This window comes from Chryseobacterium sp. R2ACT005, from assembly GCF_049949215.1.
Taxonomy (GTDB): Bacteria; Bacteroidota; Bacteroidia; order Flavobacteriales; family Weeksellaceae; genus Chryseobacterium.
The window spans coordinates 3,088,472-3,101,930 of sequence record NZ_CP188192.1; the positions used below are offsets into that span (position 1 = coordinate 3,088,472).

A 13,459-nucleotide genomic window follows, 5' to 3' on the forward strand; every position below is an offset into this window, starting at 1 on the left:
GATACAATAAAAATCAAAAACACAAAATGTCCCAATTATCCTATTTTTGAAGTAGATCATATTAGTACTGCAGAGATATAATCCGGAGCTTTGCAGTAACAGGATTGATCACTTTTTTAAATGAAAAAATCAATTTAAAAAATGAGAGTAATCCTGTTGAAAATAGTACCAAAATACTTTTATAGCATACAATAATGAGCGCAGAGTCCAACAATATCAAGTCTTTGGAAATTGAAAGTGAAGATTTCAGAAATTCAGTGGGAACAATGGATGAAACCGGAAAAAGGAAGTGGATATTCCCCAGAAAGCCTAAAGGAAAATACACCAATTACAGGAATTACACCAGCTATTTTCTTCTTGCCCTGTTTTTCGGACTGCCTTTTGTAAAGATCAACAACAATCCTTTTCTGCTCATCAATGTTATCGACAGGAAATTCTTTATCCTCGGTCAGCCTTTCTATCTGCAGGATTTTTTTATCCTTGCATTGGGAGCAGTAACTTCCGTTATTTTTGTGATGCTATTTACGGTAGTTTTCGGAAGAATATTCTGCGGCTGGCTTTGTCCGCAAACTGTTTTTATGGAAATGGTTTTCCGTAAAATAGAATATTGGATTGAAGGAGATCGAAATAAACAGATGAAACTTGACAGACAGGAATGGGATGCTGAAAAAATCAGAAAGAGACTTACAAAATGGTCTGTATTTATTTTGATTTCCCTGCTCTGCTCTACTTTTATGTTTATGTATATCGTAGGCTATGAACAGGTTTTCCAGATTATGCTTGAAGGGCCTTCAGAACATCCTTTAAAGTTTATTACGATGATCTTTTTCACGATGACTTTCTATTTTGTTTTTGCATGGCTTCGCGAGCAGGTATGTACTCTGGTCTGCCCTTACGGAAGGCTTCAGGGAGTTCTGATCGATAAACAGACAATCAACGTATATTACGATTTTAAAAGAGGGGAAGGCCGTTCAAAATGGAGAAATAATGAAGATAGAAAAGCGGCTGGTAAGGGAGATTGTATTGATTGTAACCAATGTGTTGTTGTCTGTCCTACGGGAATTGACATCAGAAACGGGCAGCAACTGGAGTGCGTGAATTGTACAGCCTGTATTGATGCCTGTGATGAAGTAATGGAAAAGGTAGGGTTACCTAAAGGATTGGTACGTTATGCTACAGAATCAGAAATTGAAAATCGTGAAAAGTTCAGATTTACACCAAGAATGAAGGCAACGACCGTTATTCTGGCATTGCTGATCGGATTCCTTGGATTTTTAATGTATGACCGTGGTTCTATGGAAGCGAAATTCATCAAACCGGCAGGCTCTACATTTTTCGTTAAAAACGGTAAAATCACCAATACCTTTATTTATACTCTTCTTAATAAATCTAATGAAAAAAAGACGTTGAACATCAAAGTTATCACCCCATTGAATGCTGAAATCACGTATTTCGGCTCTGAAACAATCATCTTAAAAGGAGACCAGATCCTGAAAGGGAACATTAATATTTCCTTCCCTGAAGAAGACATTAAGTTTTCAAAACAAAATATGGTCATCGGAGTTTTTGATGAGAAAGGGAAGCTGATAGATTCGTTTGAAACGACTTTTGAAGGACCGTTTAAGTTAGCTTTGTAGGTGGCAGATGATAGGTTGCAGGGATTAGGGATTAGGGAAAATACTCTGTGAAATATTGATAGGAAGTATTTAAAATCAAATACATGGCAACCAGTAACTTTAAACTCATTAAGCTTTATATTTCCTCATAAACTGAGTGGGAGTCATTCCGGAGTTTTTCCGGAATACTCTTGCAAAGTAGGAATATTCTTCATACCCTAATCTGAAAGCAATTTCAACCAGGCTTTCATCCAGATACATCAACATTCTTTTGGCTTCCAACACTACTCTTTCTGTAATAACATCTGTAGCTGTTTTTTGAACAACAGTCTGTGCAATCCTGTTCAGATGTTTGGATGAAACACCTAATAAAGAAGCGTAATAGGCAATCGATTTATGTTCTGCAAAATGTTGTTCAATCAAATTTTCAAAATCCTGATAATGTTTGAAATAGGAAAGTCCGGCAGCAGAAGCCTGTGTATCAAAATCTCTTGAAAATAATCTGGTGGAATTAATAAAGATCTGGGACATCAATGACAAAATAAGACCTTCTTTCATTATATTTTTAGCCCGATGTTCTTCTCCGAGTTCCTGAAATAAAGTTATATTTTTCTTCAGTTCCAAACTATCCAGCTGAAGTTTTCTAGGAAAAGACACCGATCCGAAAAAGGGGAAGTTTCTCAGTTTCTGATTCACATAATGCATTTCATAGAACTCCTGAGAGCAAAAGAAAATATAACCATCGATATCTTCTGAAAGCTCCCAGCTGTGAATCTGCCCCGGCGATAGAAAGAAAAGGCTTCCCTCAGAAACATCATACCTCTGAAAATCTATTTCATGTACGCCTGCTCCTTTGGTAAAAAGAACCGCAGCATAGAAATCATGTCTGTGAGGTTTTTCTATATGACGATGTCCCACCACCAAATGATTCTTCATTGTGTTAAAATAAAAATCTGAAGTATTTTTACCCGCCTGAAAAAGGTCAATATGAAGAACGGAGATTGGATTCATTTATATGTATATATCGTAAGCATTCACAAATTTAGACAAAAAAAGACCCAGTATATCATCATCCTTTATATCTGCGGCAACAAATATTGTTTCTGAATGATAAATTTAACCCTATAAATACCTTTGAAACAAAGTATGACCGCACTTTTTGTAATATATTTTGGATGAAACTTTAAAAAATTTTTATCTTTGAAGTTTAGGAGTTGAAAAATGAAAATAAATTTAGCTGATAAACTGTATTATTCTATAGGAGAAGTAGCAAAAGCATTCGACGTAAACACTTCATTAATACGTTACTGGGAACAGGAATTCCCAATTATCAAGCCTAAAAAAAACAGGAAAGGAAACCGGTATTTCACTCCTGAGGATATCAAAAACCTTCAGATGATCTACCATCTGGTAAAAGAAAAAGGATACACGCTGGACGGAGCCCGTATCGCCCTGACCACAAACAGTAAAATCTCCGAAACCATCACCCTAATTGACCGACTGGAATTTGTAAAAGCTGAACTTATTAAGCTCAAAGAATCTTTGGGAGAAAGGGAGGAAGAATAAGTTCTTTGAAAATATAAAAAACCTCCATTGCATTTACTGCAGCGGAGGTTTTGTTACTTCATCACACGAAAGGATTCGTGCAGCAGCGATGGGGGAAACTTCATTTAAGTACCTTATCTCTTCTTGCTACCTCAAATAAATTATTTTGAATAATACTATCATCTCTGAAAATATATTCTATAGAATCTCCTTTATTTTTTGAAATAGAATCTCCAATTTGATAAGGAGTTTCCAGAATTTCTTCAGAGCCATTCGAGAATTTTACATATGGAAAATTATGCTCATTTTTGTTGAAATATATTTCAATAACTTTAGTATGTCTGTTAATTTTTAAAAGTTGTTCTTTAGTCAAATCAGCTGAATTATAATTCAAATAAAAAACAGTAAGAAATACAATTGATCCGAATATTAAACCAAAAATAAGTAATGGTTTTTTACTGGACTTATCCAATTCAAAATTATTTTCCATATACATGTGTTTTAGATTTATTCCTCCTTGCTGATGCGAGCGCCTTACTCATGTCCATAAACACAATCATTAAGGTTACATATATCCATTCTAAAAATTTAGTTACAGATTAAGATTCTACAGATTGAAGCACAATTGATTTTTATTCAAAGTTTAAAAGTAGTAAAATTTATATTATAAAAAACAACCCCTGCAGAAATACAAGGGTTGTTATTTATTCTGTGAACACGAACGAGACGCTCGCGCCAGCGGGGGAATATAGAATAATTTTCTTTACCCTGTTTAATTACTTAGATTTTACAAACATGTATTTTAAGATAGTTCCATCCTTTTTTTCCAATGTCAATGTATCTTGAAAAGGTTTTTTTATAACTCTATCTCCTTTTTTAGCTATAAAAAGGAATATATTATTTTCATTAAGTTCACTTGTTAAAGGATAAAAGACAACTTCTTTATTCTTAAAATGTAATTTTACACCTCTGGAAAATTCATTCAAATTCAAAATGGTATCATTTATAGACATTTTATTAAACTGATTGAAATATTTTTTCCCCCTATCATCCATGTAATTTCCCCCGTAATAAAAGTAGAGTAATACTACAGATATAACTGCTAATAGAATTAGTATCTTTTTATTCATTATTTTTTATAAAAATCATGTATTAAATATGTATTTGAAACACCTGCTGAACCGTTGAAAGGGACTGGTCCTAATGGAAGCCCTAAACCAACATTTATTTGTCCACCTATTAAATATTTTCCTTCTCTCAATCTTGTTACAGCTCCTGTCACTCCAATATTTCCACCAGCAGACAATGAACCAGATCCCCAGCCCGTAGGAATATCTCCATTTGCTGTATTGGTTACAAGCATACTTCGAGTAATTTCAGAAGCTTTTCCTGTATAATTAACATTTCCTACATTGAAAGTTGCATCAACATTATACCCACCACCTATGGATGGTGTCGTGGTAATTGCAGGATAAAAACTTGCTTCTGGGCCATGCAACACCCAATTTAACTCCCAACTGGTTCCTGCTCCTCCAGATGCAATTCCCGAAAAGCCAACACCAACATTAAGAAAATCACCAGTGAAACTTCTTATAAAATTACTATCCCATCCTCCTGACAGTTGTGAAGACATAGCAGAAGTTGTTCCTGATATAGCATCTCTAAACCAATTAGATAAACCGAGAAGTTCTGCTGACCCATTGCTATTAGTAGGGATATAAAAAGCTTGTCCATTAAAACCTAAATACGTTTGACCTGTATTACCACTTTCTTGTCCTTGAATAGGTGTATTGTTGATGGTAGTGCCATCATCCTGATAGTCTGTAAAACCTTGCTCTTGATAGTTTTGAGATGTTAAATTTGGATCCCAACTCCAAACACCACCTTTTAAGCCCCATCCTAAACTTTCTCTTCCATCTGGATCAATAAAATTAATAGGGTTACTGAACGCATAATTATAAGGACTATGATGAGTCATTTTTTCCGCCAACGGATCTACCACACCCCATCTTCCAATGTTCGGCATATACATCCTTGCTCCATAATCGTACATCCCACTCTCCTGCAATTCTTTACCGTTGTACTTGTAATTATACGGAACGCCTCCAAAAGGAGCTGGGACAATAGGACTTTCCTGATGTTTTAATCCAAAAGGATAATAGTTGTTGGCATCAATGATCTCAGTTCCACCACTGCCATTACTTCTGTAACTCACTCTTACATTTCCTAAATGGTCTGTGTAATTGTAAATATACTTATTTTCAGTAAAATCATAATACCCTTCGGAAGTAGGTATAAATTTTAATGCAGGAATAATATAAAGAGATGCTGAAGTATCATATGCATGCCTGTTATCATATTGGAAACCATCTAGATAATTAGTTTCTATGGACCCGTTCATACTGTATGTCTTGGAGACTTTTACTCCATCTGCCCTGTAGATATAGCTGGGGTATACCCAGTTATATAATGGGCTAAAGGGTGTTCATTAACGGTCTCCATCCACTTTGATAAGTGGGTAAAGGGACTTATGAAAATGGTTGAGACGGTTGTAAAGTAGTTATACCTATTTGATAAAGTGCCCAGAGATATTTACAATATTGTTTGAAGGCATTTCTTAAATGGCTGGAGACAGTTTATAAACTAGTTACCGACACTTTAATACGTATGTATGGCTGGAATATTTTACCGGACATTTTTTAACCTTTACTTTACAGAATGTATTATCTTTGAATCTTCACAAATTGATTAAAGAATACACAATAAAATACATCAGGGAAGAAATGTAAAACGTTTCAGATAAATGCTTGGCATCAAGCAGGAAGCATTGGCTCTGGACTTAGGTGAAGACTGGAACAAAAAAAGATCTCTTACTGGAACAAAAAGAAACCATTGGAAACCAGCTACTCGAAAAATATCCGAAGTACTGAAAATTCCCGCAGAGAGTTTTCAGAATTTTGATGAGGAACAGAACAGGCTGTGAATATTATAGCAAATACTTTTCAGGATGACGCAGTTGCCTATGCAGAACAATACAAATGCACAATCAACCCCATGGACAAAATCATCCAGCTTCACAAAGAAAAAATCGCTTTGTATGAGCGTATGCTGAAGGAAAAGGATGAAATGATGAGCAGGCTGGAAAAGCTGCATGATAAGTAAGAGAATTTATAAAAATACACTTTTAATAGAATGAAAAACCACTGCTGTGCAGTGGTTTTGTTTATTTGTGGATACGAGCGGGATGCTCGCGCCAGCGAGGGGGCAATACCGATGAGTACCTGAAAGTGGCTTAAAATCAAAATGATTGGCTTTACCTATTGATATTATGGTAGAACCAATCATTTTTATAAACTGTCAGATTAAGTATTGACTAATTCAATTTATATTTTTATATAAGCTATCTTCTATTTTTTCTAATCGAGTCTCTATATTAGCATCAATTGAGTCTTTATCAATACCTTGGTATAAACTATCTTCAGCTTTGTTCAAAATATCATTTATTGCTTTCTCTTTAGCTTGAGAAGTTGAATTTTTACTTCTAGATGTATGATTAATACAGTAAAAACTGAAAATTAATAATCCAAAAATCCCAAGAATCAAACTAAAACTTATCCAAGCCCATTTACGCTTCATATTTCTTGTTTCTTTTTCAAATTCTTTAAAATATGTGAGGTATTTGTCATTTTGCCATAGAGCAAAATAATTAATTACTATTGCTGGAATACCAATTAACAAAATAAAAACTAAAGGTGACCAGTTTTTCCAAATTACATATCCTGATATTATCGTAATAAAATTTAAAATCGAAAAACAAATTAACGCTATAAATAATATCATAAATCCATCAGTTAACCAATTGATTGTTCCTACTTTAGAATTTGATACAGTACTTCTAATTAATTTTTCAGGATTACTAATGCCTTTTTTTTTATATATTTCAAGAATATATTTATTTTTTAGTAGCAGCATGATAGGTAATCCAAATACATATATGCTTGTAAACACATTAAATCTGTATATATTATAATGCATTTTTTGCCATAGCAATAGAACATCTTTCATAATAAGTTATAGTTTATTCAATAATTGCCTTTGCTGCTTTTTCTCCATAATAGTCTCCACCCCAAGCTCCTGCAGCACCACCTATCAATCCTCCAATTATTCCTCCAGGAATAGCTCCTACACCTCCGAACAAAGCACCAACTGCGCCACCTGTTTGTACTTGCGCATTATATCCGTAAGTGCCTCCATCTTGCTGCACTCCTTGATATATTTCATATCCACCTAATGCAACACCTGTAGCAAGTCCTCCCCATTTAGCTCCTTTGGCTAATTTGCTATATTTTGATGCAGCAGAAACGGTTCTTACATACTGATTACCATTAAAGATTCTTCCAGTATTTTGTCTAAAGTAAAGCTTATTGTTACTCCCAACATTAATATTTCCAAATTGACCTGTCACAGATCCTAAACTAGAATCCGTAACTCTTGCTATATGTTCAACTGTTCCGTAAGTCTTATGATTATTCTGGATTGACCATTGGCCATAAGTGTCCTCACCTGGTTTATGCTTCGTGATTGTAAAGCCATCACCAACGCCACTCCCATTTGCAGAGAAAGTCGTGTAACCGTTGCGATCAGATAATCGGTTCATTAATCTTTCATAACTAGAACCTCCTTTATTAAACCTATTCTGTAGACGATTAAATTGACGTTCTGTTACATTCATTGTTACATCTGTATGTCCGTCATCAATTGTTCGAGTTTCTCCATTTACTTTATAATCTGTTAAACCTAAAGGATCTATTCTATTTATTGGATTATTACCAACAAAGGCATACGGACTCTGTCCCGGATATAGCTCTGCCAATGGATCTGGAGTCGTCCATTGTGTAAGATCAACCATTAGTTGCCTGAATTTATAGGAATACATCCCCGTCTCCTGCAACTCCTTCCCGTTGTACTTGTAGTTCTTATAAATACCTTGTCCAAAGAATGCATTTCTAGCATTCAAATGATTCATCCCAAATGGGTAGTAATCATTGGCACCTGTAATCTCAAGAGCGCCTGTGCTGTTTCTTCCAAAACTTATTTTTACATTTCCAAGGTGATCCTTGTATTGGTAAATAAAACAGTTTCCTCAAATCAAAAGTAAAAATAACTTTGAAAGTATTTTTTTAAACTCTAAGTTTAAAGAGTTTTATATGAGGAAGTGCTCAAAAATGCCACGCGAAAGGATTCGTACGGCAGCTTGGGGTTATTATTACTTCACCACACGATGTAATCGTGCGGCAACGAGGGGGGAGAGTTCTGTATCTGTCAGAGAAGCCAAAACTCTAAAATACATTTTTTGTAACTTTTCAACCCTTCAATCACTAACGCCAGGGTATTAGTATATTATCTATATTTTCAACCTAGAAAATTTTTTATATAATAAGAATATAGCTGCTGAGATAATACTAAAGCTAATATCAAAAAAACAATCTTAAAGAATAAATTCTCTTTTCTAAAAATAAATATAAAATAGTAAATGTATGAAAGCAATATGGGTATCAAATAAACAATAATCATCATATTTATTATTGCATCATTACTGTTTCCTACTTTGTAGACATTAATAAATCGTTCTAATCCAAAAACGTTGTAATAAACAATCAGAAAATATATAGTTTATTATAAGAATTGCGAAAAAATGCAGGAAAAATTTACTCACTAATTTTAGACGTAGATTCCATTGACTGCTTAATAATGTCATGAGCTTTATTTATTTGATTGTTAATTTGATTATAGTTGAAATTATGCGCTTTTTGTACTTCCAATAATAAAGATTGATTGACATTCGAATCCAACAAATCTACTGATTCTAAATCAACTATTTTTACACTTTGTGATGTTATTGTATTTTTTGCATTTTCTAATGATGTATATTCGGAATAATTTTGTCGTATAAGAGATTTTTCCAATAAAACCCTATGATCTAATTTATATTTCTCATCCTCAAATGATTCATTTTTAGTAGTTTGATTTAAATTTATTATATAATATTCATTTTAATCTAATCGCATGATATAAGGTTTTGCTTTTGATGCCATAAGCTTTTTATATTCAGACCTCTTGATTTGTTTACCATTCTTATTGTAATATTTGTAAGATGTCGTTTTTTTTGTCATCATAACTGCCGATTTTTTTTCTATATCTTCAGAAGTCACTAAGTCATCTGTAATTCCATTTCCACTAACAGCTTCAAAAAATTTTCTAACTGTATTAAATCGATCATTAAAACGTCCTAACTTTTCACTTTCAGAATCATTAATTGTTGTTATAGTAAATCCGTTTTTAATTGGATCCACATTATCAAAAGGACTTCTTTCATCAGGGTCAATAAGCTTTATTGGGTTATTTAACACATAATTATAAGGAGAATAACGACGCGAAGCTTCTGTAAAAGGATCCACCACACCCCATCTTCCAATATCAGGCATATAGAATCTTGCTCCATAATCATACATCCCACTTTCCTGCAGTTCCTTCCCATTATACTTATACTGATAGAATGAAAGGTTAATGATTATTTTCTTCTAAGTTTTTTTATATACTCAAATAATTCTTTTGTCATTTCGTAATATTGTCCATTAATATTAATTGTGGCTTGATCTCCACAAAAACTAAACTTTTCTTTCTTAAAATAAATTTCTCCCTTAAATCTAATATTCACATAAGGTTCGTTACTAATGCTTTTTAAACATCTGGTGAGTAAAGAAAAATCTCGACTTTGTCTACTATTTAATTCAATTTTCTTTAATTTATCCTGAAAAGCATCAAGTAGATTGTTACAACTTATTGAATATGGAGTTGTAGCATCAATTGGAGCAATGTAAATATTACTTTTTTGCCCTTTCCCAAATGAAAATATTAAAATAAATAATATTAATAAAACATTAACTTTCTTAATTACCATTTTTATTTTTTTTAGGTACAGTGATAATAACTTCTTCAATTTTTGGAAATGTACTTGTACTTGGAGATACCTTTTCATTTACATCAGATGCTTTATATGGGTGTCCTCCGTGGTCATCTCTTGTTATTTCTCCTTCTTCAATTAAACCTAGTTTTTTTGCTGTTTCTTGTTCAGATCCTTTAATTACCCTCTCTTCTTCCTTATTCGAATAAGGATTATCTTTATCAGCTTGCGAATTTTCTGCGTGCTGTTTGGGATTATTTAAGGCGTCCAACATATGGTCTCCCTCATGATTTAGTACAAGTGTTGGAGTTAATGAAACACTTTTGTTAGTTTCAATTCCTTGTTTATCGTTCCATTGTATTTCTTTTTCAGTGTATGAAGCAGAACTTGACCCTGATGTTTGGGATATTATTATTTTCTCTTTATGACTCTCTAAACTATTTATAATTCCGTCTGCATTATTTTTTTTAAGTGTAGCAACTGATTTATAAAAATTTTTTATAAAAGTATTATTCCCCTTATATCTACTACCTGTCTTATAATCATACGTCATAAGTTTTCCTTTACTATTTTTATAATGTATAATTATATCTCTACCATCTGGATCAATAAATAGAATAGGGTTATTCATAGCATAGTTATAAGGTGACCACCTCCTATATTTCTCTGCCAGTGGATCCACAACTCCCCATCTTCCCAAATCCGGCATATACATTCTCGCTCCATAATCATACATACCACTTTCCTGCAATTCCTTACCATTGTACTTGTAATTATAAGGAACGCCTCCAAAAGGAGCTGGGACAATGGGACTCTCCTGATATTTTAATCCAAAAGGATAATAGTTGTTGGCATCAATGATCTCAGTTCCACCACTGCCATTACTTCTGTAACTCACTCTTACATTTCCTGAATGATCCGTGTAATTGTAAATATACTTATTTTCCGTAAAATCATAATATCCTTCGGAAGTCGGTACAAATTTCAATACCGGAATGGTGTAAAGAGAGGCTGACGTATCATAGGCATGTCTGTTATCATACTGGAAACCGTCTAGATAATTGGTTTCTATGGACCCGTTCATACTGTATGTCTTGGAGACTTTTACTCCATCTGCCCTGTAGGTGTAGCTGGTGTTGGAAATACCTATCAACCCTTCGTTAACTGAAATAGAATTGGGCAAATTCAGGTAATTGTAAATGATCTTCATTTTTCTGTCAGGATGATCGGTCATATTCCCGTTGGGATTATAGGCCATGGTTCCCTGTAATGCATCATATCCGGAACGGTTGTTAATGACCCCGGCAGGAAGGGTAATTCTGTCCAGTACATTGCTTTTGTCTCCATTCTGATAGTTATAGATCAGATCATCAATCTTCTCGGCTGTTGTTCCTCCGGCAGCAGGCAATGAAAATCTCTTTAAGTTTTTAATATTCCCATTGAGATCATAGCTTAGTTCTTCATTAAAATAATCATTCTGGGCGAGTGAAGAATTAGGCTGGGAATAAGCGCCTTTCAACATTCTGTTTAAAGCATCATATTGATAGTTATATCTTTTCAACCCTTCTGCACTGGAAATATTCCAATCAATCTCGGTGATGTTTCCATTAAATCTTCCGGCTGAAGTATTGGTATAAACAGGATTATTATACTTCATCTCATACCCGAATAATTTCCCGTTCAGATTGGAAGGATCATTAACTTTTGTCATCCAGCCACGGATATTATATTGGTATGCAATGGTCTGTAATGGGGATGCTGCAACTGTTCCCCCAACTTTCTTGGATTCCAGCTGGGAAAGTTCATTATACTTATTCTGAGAAAGGTATTCAACTGGGTTACTGCCGATCTGATGGGTATGGGTCAGAAGCCTGTTCTGGGAATCGTAAGTGAATTTTTCTACGATGCTCTTTTCAGGGTCTGAACCAAGTCTTCTATGGTAAGTATTGGTTTGAAGAACAACCCCGGTAAAATCAAGCTTATTATTAATCACAGTATAGCCTCCAAGATAGTTACGACTTCTTGATCCTATGTTTCTTCCTTTGGTATCATACCAAAGGAAATTCCGCGTCCAATTGTCATCTTCTATATTCTTTACATAAGAAGCGGTAAGAAGTCCTTTAGTTGTCCTTTCCTGAGCGGGATCATCCGTAAGAAGAGGCTGGGCAAAGACATTGGTAACTGCTGGAGAACCTGCCGGATAGGTATCATAATAATTAACGCTTAAGACCTGGGTAACACCGGTAGGAGTTGAAAGATTAGTATAATATACAGCCATACCGTTTAAAGTAAGTCCTGCCGCAGCTGTTCTGGTTTCATATACATTAGCATTGGCATTGATGCTGTTTTGCATTGATGCCCTGCTGGCAGCATTATTTGTGATTCCTGTGTAAATAAGTCTTCCAAACTGATCATATTTGGTAAAGAGCCATTGCCCTTTTCCTTTAAGGACTGTATCCTGAGTCAGGATAAGCTGGTCAGCTTTATTATATACCATATATTCCCAGCCTTTGCCAGGGAGTTTCTTTTCTACCAAACGGTTTCTCCCGTCATATTTATACTGGTAACATAAATCATTAAGTACCGTATTGGGATCTGCTTCTACAGAAGCTTTGGGAGGGATCACATAAGCCAGTTGGTTATAATCATTATAAACATAATAGGTATCTGCATTTTCTGAAGCACTGATTACCTTTCTTACCAGTACAACCTGTCCCTGTCCGTTTTTAAACTCAATGGTTGGGTTTCCGTCTTCATCGGTAACTGTATTTTTATAGAGCTGCCCTATTCCATAGGAGCCGGATAAGGTGAGTTGGGAAGTAAAAGTGGCATAGTTAAAAGTGGCAGTGTATTTTTTTACTTCACCATCGGCATTGGCGTCATACCCAAATTGTACAGGTTTTGTACTCCATGCTGTACCCACTTGAACCTGCTGCTGAATCCTGTCTAATGGTGAGTTTTCCAGAATCTTCTCTGAATAGATTTTCTCTGAACCATAAGGGGTACTGCTCACATTGGATAAGGGATCAGGAGTAATGGCCCCGTTGAGCGTTCCTGCCTGGGGAACAGGAAGATAGTCCTGCACCTGCCTTCCGAACGCATCGTATTTAATTGGAGTGACTACATCTTTTCCCAATGGGGAGGCTTTTACATTAACGATTTGTTTAGGTCTTCCCAGCCCGTCAAAATACTGAACCGTTTCGGTGCTTCTTACATTAGCAAGGGTAGGATCGGACAAATACGTCTTTGAATAGACATAGTTTTCTGTATTGGTAAGCTGCGCCTGGGCACTTCCTATTATGAGTATTCCTATGGGAATTAATATCTTTTTCAT

Annotated in this window: 10 protein-coding genes and 2 pseudogenes; 3 read left to right on the plus strand and 9 right to left on the minus strand. The window is 34.7% G+C overall.

Annotated features, from left to right (window positions below; translation table 11 throughout):
• Positions 1-194: 194 nt before the first annotated feature.
• Positions 195-1,637, plus strand: a complete 1,443-nt coding sequence (gene ccoG / locus ACPF63_RS14135) for a cytochrome c oxidase accessory protein CcoG (protein WP_426480343.1) — start codon at positions 195-197, stop codon at positions 1,635-1,637.
• 108 nt (positions 1,638-1,745) lie between these two features.
• Here the strand turns inward: ccoG and ACPF63_RS14140 are convergent, their stop codons facing one another.
• A complete protein-coding gene (locus ACPF63_RS14140; RefSeq protein WP_426480344.1) occupies positions 1,746-2,627 on the minus strand; it encodes an AraC family transcriptional regulator in 882 nt (293 codons plus the stop codon).
• 210 nt (positions 2,628-2,837) lie between these two features.
• Between ACPF63_RS14140 and ACPF63_RS14145 the strand changes: the two genes are divergently transcribed.
• Positions 2,838-3,182: a MerR family transcriptional regulator gene (locus ACPF63_RS14145; protein WP_047383183.1), complete on the plus strand. Its 345-nt coding sequence runs from the start codon at positions 2,838-2,840 to the stop codon at positions 3,180-3,182.
• Positions 3,183-3,282: 100 nt separating this feature from the next.
• Here ACPF63_RS14145 and ACPF63_RS14150 read toward each other — a convergent pair whose 3' ends face one another.
• The 3 genes from ACPF63_RS14150 to ACPF63_RS14160 form a co-directional block, all read right to left on the minus strand.
• Positions 3,283-3,651 carry a hypothetical protein gene (locus tag ACPF63_RS14150; RefSeq protein ID WP_426480345.1) on the minus strand — a complete coding sequence of 123 codons (369 nt, stop codon included), beginning with the start codon at positions 3,649-3,651 and terminating at the stop codon, positions 3,283-3,285.
• A 286-nt stretch (positions 3,652-3,937) separates the two neighbouring features.
• Positions 3,938-4,291: a hypothetical protein gene (locus tag ACPF63_RS14155; RefSeq protein ID WP_426480346.1), complete on the minus strand. Its 354-nt coding sequence runs from the start codon at positions 4,289-4,291 to the stop codon at positions 3,938-3,940.
• Positions 4,291-5,562: an RHS repeat-associated core domain-containing protein gene (locus ACPF63_RS14160; RefSeq protein WP_426480347.1), complete on the minus strand. Its 1,272-nt coding sequence runs from the start codon at positions 5,560-5,562 to the stop codon at positions 4,291-4,293. The genes ACPF63_RS14155 and ACPF63_RS14160 overlap by 1 nt, the downstream gene beginning before the upstream one ends.
• Positions 5,563-5,964: 402 nt before the next feature.
• On the opposite strand from ACPF63_RS14160, the pseudogene ACPF63_RS14165 reads away from it, so the two are divergent.
• Positions 5,965-6,323 (plus strand): annotated as a pseudogene (locus tag ACPF63_RS14165) (XRE family transcriptional regulator).
• Between the two features lie 216 nt (positions 6,324-6,539).
• Here ACPF63_RS14165 and ACPF63_RS14170 read toward each other — a convergent pair.
• The 5 genes and pseudogenes from ACPF63_RS14170 to ACPF63_RS14190 form a co-directional block, all read right to left on the minus strand.
• Entirely contained in the window at positions 6,540-7,226 is a 687-nt protein-coding gene (locus ACPF63_RS14170) for a hypothetical protein (protein WP_426480348.1), read from the minus strand.
• Positions 7,227-7,239: 13 nt separating this feature from the next.
• Positions 7,240-8,187 (minus strand): RHS repeat-associated core domain-containing protein, encoded by a 948-nt coding sequence (locus ACPF63_RS14175; protein ID WP_426480349.1) that lies wholly within the window; start codon positions 8,185-8,187, stop codon positions 7,240-7,242.
• 1,348 nt (positions 8,188-9,535) lie between these two features.
• Positions 9,536-9,715 (minus strand): annotated as a pseudogene (locus tag ACPF63_RS14180) (RHS repeat-associated core domain-containing protein); the annotation flags it as partial.
• 17 nt (positions 9,716-9,732) lie between these two features.
• Complete coding sequence (locus ACPF63_RS14185; RefSeq protein ID WP_426480350.1) at positions 9,733-10,122, minus strand: hypothetical protein; 390 nt, start codon at positions 10,120-10,122, stop codon at positions 9,733-9,735.
• Entirely contained in the window at positions 10,112-13,459 is a 3,348-nt protein-coding gene (locus ACPF63_RS14190) for a DUF6443 domain-containing protein (RefSeq protein ID WP_426480351.1), read from the minus strand. Before ACPF63_RS14190 ends, ACPF63_RS14185 begins: the two co-directional genes overlap by 11 nt.